General features: G+C 62.6%; 5 protein-coding genes and 1 tRNA gene. 4 read left to right on the top strand and 2 right to left on the bottom strand.

Annotation, left to right across the window (positions count from 1 at the left end; translation table 11 throughout):
• From GE253_RS25505 to GE253_RS25495, 3 genes are all read left to right on the top strand, one after another.
• A partial coding sequence (locus GE253_RS25505) for an integrase core domain-containing protein (protein WP_153206965.1) occupies positions 1-346 on the top strand: 346 nt, incomplete at its 5' end.
• Between the two features lie 60 nt (positions 347-406).
• A complete protein-coding gene (locus GE253_RS25500) occupies positions 407-1156 on the top strand; it encodes an HlyD family efflux transporter periplasmic adaptor subunit (RefSeq protein ID WP_348770956.1) in 750 nt (249 codons plus the stop codon).
• Between the two features lie 13 nt (positions 1157-1169).
• Entirely contained in the window at positions 1170-2711 is a 1542-nt protein-coding gene (locus GE253_RS25495; protein WP_153206964.1) for a DHA2 family efflux MFS transporter permease subunit, read from the top strand.
• 80 nt (positions 2712-2791) lie between these two features.
• Here the strand turns inward: GE253_RS25495 and ilvD are convergent, their stop codons facing one another.
• Positions 2792-4462, bottom strand: coding sequence for a dihydroxy-acid dehydratase (gene ilvD / locus GE253_RS25490; RefSeq protein WP_153206963.1), 1671 nt, complete (start codon positions 4460-4462; stop codon positions 2792-2794).
• Positions 4463-4578: 116 nt separating this feature from the next.
• Here ilvD and GE253_RS25485 point away from each other — a divergent pair, with 116 nt between their 5' ends.
• Positions 4579-5583 carry a LysR family transcriptional regulator gene (locus tag GE253_RS25485; RefSeq protein ID WP_153206962.1) on the top strand — a complete coding sequence of 335 codons (1005 nt, stop codon included), beginning with the start codon at positions 4579-4581 and terminating at the stop codon, positions 5581-5583.
• Between the two features lie 153 nt (positions 5584-5736).
• On the opposite strand, the gene GE253_RS25480 is transcribed toward GE253_RS25485, so the two are convergent.
• Positions 5737-5813 (bottom strand) — tRNA-Met (locus tag GE253_RS25480).
• Positions 5814-5862 lie beyond the last annotated feature (49 nt).

Below are 5862 nucleotides of genomic sequence, written 5' to 3'. Positions count from 1 at the left end.
GGCGATAACAGCTTTACAGCGCGCCATCGCCATTCGCAGACCAAAGCCCGGCCTGATCCACCATTCGGACAGGGGAAGCCAATATTGTTCTGATGAGTATCAGAAAATCCTGAAAACCCATGGCATGCAGATTTCCATGAGCGGCAAAGGAAATTGCTATGATAACTCCATGGTTGAGACGTTCTTCAAGACACTGAAATCTGAACTCATCTGGAGAACGGTTTTTTTGTCACGATGGCAGGCAGAACGCGCCATTGGCACATTCATCGACGGGTTCTATAATCCCATACGGCGACACTCGGCCTTGGGCTACAAAAGCCCTATCCTGTTCGAGGCCGCCGCCTGACGGCGAGAAAATGGCTCTCCACTTTGCCAGGGCAAGTCCAATAGCGGCCTCGGCGCTCAGGTGACGGCGCGCGCTGCCGATCAAGCCCGCGCAGAGGCACGGCTCGTCGCAGCGCGCGCCGATCTCGCCAAGGCGAAGATCGATCTCGACCGCCGCGAGGCGCTCGCGGCGTCAGGGTCCGTCTCCGGCGATGAACTGACCATCGCGCGCAATGCCTACAGCACGGCCACGGCAAATCTGAAGGTCGCACAGGCCGAGAATGCGCAGGCGGAGGCCAATCAGACCTCGGCAATGGGCAGCCGCGACGCCAACCGTGCCCTGATCGCGGACGTCGCTCCCGAAGCCAACCCGGAAGTGCTGGCTGCGCGCGCCGCGCGCGACCAGGCGCGGGTGAACCTCGATCGCACTGTGGTGCGGGCGCCCATCGACGGCATCGTATCGCGTCGTCAGGTGCAGGTCGGACAGCGTGTCCAGGCGGGCGCGACGATGATGGTGGTGGTGCCTGTCCAGGCCGCATTTGTCGACGCCAACTTCAAGGAAGGGCAGCTCGCCCGCGTCAAGCCGGGACAGAGCGTCACCATGACCTCCGATCTTTACGGCGACGATGTCGAATATCACGGCCGCGTCGTCGGCTTCTCGGGCGGTACCGGCGCAGCCTTCGCGGTGGTTCCCGCCCAGAACGCCACCGGCAACTGGATCAAGGTGGTTCAACGCCTGCCTGTGCGGATCGCGCTCGATCCGAAGGAGCTGGCCGAACATCCGCTGCGGGTGGGTCTGTCGATGGACGCTACCGTGGATCTCTCGAACTAAGCGGAACCCGGACATGACGGATACTGTCGCTGAGCCGAATATGGCGAGGCCACTCACCGGCGCGACCCTTATCATTGCCGCGCTGCTGATCGGGTTGGGTAATTTCCTTGTCGTTCTCGACACGACCATCGCCAACGTGTCCATCCCGCATATTGCCGGCTCGCTCGGCGTATCGGTGACCGAGGCGACCTGGGTCATCACTTCCTATGCCGTCGCCGACGCCATCACCGTCCCGCTTGCGGGATTCCTGGCCCGGCGCTTCGGTGAGCAGAGGGTGTTCATCGCGGCCTTCATCGCCTTTGGCATTTTCTCATTGCTATGCGGCCTGTCACGTTCGCTCGAGATGCTGATCGCGGGTCGGGTTCTGCTGGGTCTGGCCGGCGGCATGATCATACCCCTGTCGCTGACATTGCTGCTGCGCATCTTTCCTGCCGAAAAAGCGACGCTCGCGACGATCGTCTGGGCGATGACCACCACGGTCGCGCCGATTGCCGGACCCATCCTGGGTGGAATCATCTCCGACAATGCCGGCTGGGAATGGATCTTTTTCCTCAACGTGCCCGTCGCGGCTATCGGCGCCGCGGGCCTGCTCTACCTGCTGCATGGGCGGCGCGAGGAGACGGCCCGATCGCCGATCGACGTGATCGGCCTCGTCCTCCTCGTCATCTGGGTCGCATCGCTCCAGATCGTGCTCGACGAGGGGCGCAACCGAGATTGGTTCGCGGCGACAGAAATTCGCGTTCTGGCTGTTGTTGCGGCAATCGGCTTCGTCGCGTTCCTGATCTGGGAGCTGACCGACAAACACCCCATCGTGAACCTGCGTGTCTTTCGGCACCGCGGCTTCGTCGTCGCGTCCATCACCTATGCCTTGAGCTTCGCCGCCTATTTCGCGACGGTCGTGCTTATCCCGCTCTGGCTCCAGCAGAATATGGGTTATACCGCGACCTGGGCCGGCTATGCGACCGGCATCATGGGTATTTTCGCGGTGCTCGCCTCACCGGCCATCGGCGCCGCGGCCGCCAAGATGGACGTGCGGCTGATCATCTCGATCGGAATCGCCGGGATGGCGCTCATCTCGCTTTGGCGCACCGGCTTCACGCCGGATATGACCTTTCTGCAGATGGCCTGGCCGATGCTGCTGACAGGCCCATTCCTCATGATGTTCTTCATTCCTGTCACCGGCCTATGCGTCGCCAGCGTTGATCCGCACGAACAGGCCGACGCCGCCGGCATCTCCAATTTCCTGCGCACGCTGACTGCCGCCTTCGCTGCGTCGTTGGTCCAGACGGGTTGGATCAACGCCGCGCGGGTTAATCAGACCGAACTGGTCGGCGCCATGCAACAGGGGCCTTCCACGATCGAGACAATGGTGGCGTCGGGCCTGTCGCGCGAAACGGCGACCACCTTGCTGACCAATGTCGTCGAAAGCCAGAGCGTGATGCTCGCCACACTCGACATGTTCGCCGCGGTCGCGTTGTGCCTTGCCTTCACCGGGGTGTTGATCTGGTTGGCGCCGCGGCCGAAAGGTCCGATCGACACCAGCGGTGGGCACTAGAGCGGATTCATCTAGAGCCCCCTGCGTTCGACTAAACGCAGGGGGTTCTAGCTGACATCTATCGCGCTGCCCTCAGGATCTCAATCAGTAACCGCGCCGCGGCTTGCCGGCTGGACCAATCGGGCGTATTTGCCCAATACACCGCGGCTGTAGCGCGCGGGCCGGGGCTGCCAGCGTTCGCGCCGCATCGCCAGTTCCTCCCCTTCCACCTGCAGTTCGATCAGTTTCCGATGCGCGTCGATGGTGATACGGTCGCCTTCCTCCACCAGGGCGATGGGACCGCCATCGAAGGCCTCCGGCGTGACATGACCGACCACCATGCCCCAGGTTCCACCAGAGAACCGACCGTCGGTGATCAGGCCAACGCTCTCTCCCAGCCCCCGGCCGATGATGGCCGAGGTCGGTGCAAGCATTTCCGGCATGCCGGGTCCGCCCTTGGGTCCGAGATAGCGCAGAACCAGCACGTCACCCGGCTGAATCCGGTCGCCCAGGATGGCCTCCATCGCCGACTGTTCATCGTCGAACACGCGGGCCGGACCGCTGATTACTGGATTTTTCAGGCCGGTGATCTTCGCCACCGCCCCGTCCGGTGCCAGGTTCCCCTTCAGGATCGCCAGATGGCCCTCGGTATAGAGCGGGCGGTCGATCGACCGGATCACGTCCTGGTCTGCAGCGGCGTCGGGCACTTCTGCCAGTTCCTCCGCCAAACTGCGACCGGTGATCGTCAGGCAGTCGCCATGGAGCAGCCCCGCGTTCAACAGGATCTTCAGCACCTGCGGTACGCCACCCGCCCTGTGCAGGTCGACGGCCATATATTTGCCGGACGGCTTCAGGTCGCAGATGACCGGCACCTTGCGTCGCACCCGCTCGAAATCGTCGAGCGTCCATTCCACCTCCGCAGCATGGGCGATAGCAAGATAATGGAGCACCGCATTGGTCGACCCCCCCATCGCCATCACCAGCGTCACCGCGTTCTCGATCGAGCGGCGGGTGATGATGTCGCGTGGGCGGATGTTACGGCGAACCGCCTCCACCAGCACCTGGGCGGATTTGGCGGCGCTGTCGGCCTTCTCACCGTCCGGATTGGCCATGTTGGCCGATCCCAGCAGCGAAAGGCCCAGCGCCTCGAAGGACGAACTCATGGTGTTGGCAGTGTACATGCCACCGCAAGCCCCGGTGCTGGGGCAGGCGTTCCGCTCGATCCCTTCGAAATCCTCCTCGCTCATCCGCCCTGCCAGAAAGGTGCCGACCGCTTCGAAGGCGGAAACGATCGACAGGTCCTGCCCCTTCCAATGTCCCGGCTTGATCGTCCCGCCATAGACGTAGATCGCCGGCACGTTGGTGCGGGCGATCGCGATCATGCCGCCGGGCATGTTCTTGTCGCAGCCGCCGATCACCACCACGCCGTCCATCCACTGCCCCTGGACACAGGTCTCAATGGAGTCAGCAATCACCTCGCGCGACACCAGCGAGTATTTCATCCCCTCCGTGCCCATCGCCATGCCGTCGGAGATTGTCGGCGTGCCAAAAAGCTGCGGGTTGGCGCCCGCCGCCTTCAGCGCCGCAGCCGCCGCATCCGCCAGCGGTTGCAGGCCGGCATTGCAGGGCGTGATGGTGGAATGGCCGTTGGCGATGCCGATCATCGGCTCGTCGAAATCGGCCTTTTCATAGCCAAGCGCATAGTACATCGCCCGGTTCGGCGACCGCTCCACCCCCTGCGTGATGTGCCTGGACCGTTCATTGTAAGCCATGGAAAGCCTCCTCCAGCGCCGTTATTGCCGCGCCAGGCAAGAGTACCGCCCGCTGTTCAATCGTAGAAATTCATAATACCGTGGCCTGTAAATCGTACAACATATCAAACCCTGCCATGGTCACTGACATTCGCCAGCTTCGCCATTTTCTCGCCGTTGCAGAGGAACTGCATTTCGGACGCGCGGCGGAACGGCTCGGCATCACCCAACCGCCGCTGAGCCAGAGTATCCAGGCGCTGGAGGCGGAGTTGGGGGTCGCTCTGTTCATCCGTAACCGACGCATGGTCGCCCTGACCCCGGTCGGCGCCGCGTGGCTGCCGCATGTCCGCCAAGTGGTGTCGGACGCAGCCGCCCTACCAGTGCTGGCCCGCCGCATCGCGGGCGGGGAGGTCGGCACCGTGCGGCTGGGGTTCGTTAGCACGGCGATCTATAGCCTGCTTCCCGATCTGGTCGCGAAACATAAGTCGGGGCAGCCCGACGTCGAGCTTCATCTGTTCGAGCAGACCAGCGACATTCAGATCGAAGGGCTGCTGGAGGGAACAATGGATGTTGGCCTCATCATCCCGCCGGCCCGGGCGTTGCATCCTACTCTGCGCTACCGTCCCCTGCTGCGTGAGCCGCTGGTAGCGGCCGTCCCGACTGGCTGGATCGACAGCGGTCAACTGGCGACCGCGGCAGGAGGTGTTTCTGTCACTGCACTTGCCGAAAAGCCGCTGCTCCTCTTTCCTCGGCGCAGCGCCCCCGCCTTCCATGACTTGGTGACAGGCTATCTGGCGACGGCGCAAGCCGGCATTCCGCTCGGACAGGAAGCGGTTCAGATGCAGACGATCATCAGCTTGGTGTCGGCCAGGCTTGGCTTCGCCCTGGTTCCGCAATCGCTGCACAACCTCGCCCGCGCCGGGGTTTCATTCCTGCCGCTGACGCCCCAGCCTCCGTCAGTCGAGCTTGGGATCGTGTGGCATATCGGAACCGTCACGCCTGCGGTGGATGGATTCATCGCCACCGCGCTTTGCGAAGCAAATCCCCTCCTCTCTTCATATTCCCACCATCCGCCTGCACCAATTCATCAGGGCACGCAGAACTCTACCAATCAGGCTTTCCGCAAGACGACCGATGGCTGACGCTTACGATACATTTCCAGGAAGCAGAGCAGGCCAGCTACGCCCATTTTCACTCTCTGTTGTTACCTATATGTTACCTGCGGGGTTTTGGCTGGCGCTGTTTGCGGACAGCAAAAAACCCCGCAAGACGTTGATCTTGCTGGGGTTTTCTTTTGGATGCGGGGACAGGATTTGAACCTGTGACCTTCAGGTTATGAGCCTGACGAGCTACCGGGCTGCTCCACCCCGCGTCAGAGGTGTCAGTGGCGTTGCCACTGAAGCTTTTTGTTTGGGGTGTTT

The sequence above is a fragment of the Niveispirillum sp. SYP-B3756 genome (assembly GCF_009495745.1).
In the GTDB taxonomy this organism is placed as follows: Bacteria; Pseudomonadota; Alphaproteobacteria; order Azospirillales; family Azospirillaceae; genus Niveispirillum.
Note: the sequence above shows the minus strand (reverse complement) of the source record. Positions and strands in the feature narration are given on the sequence as shown.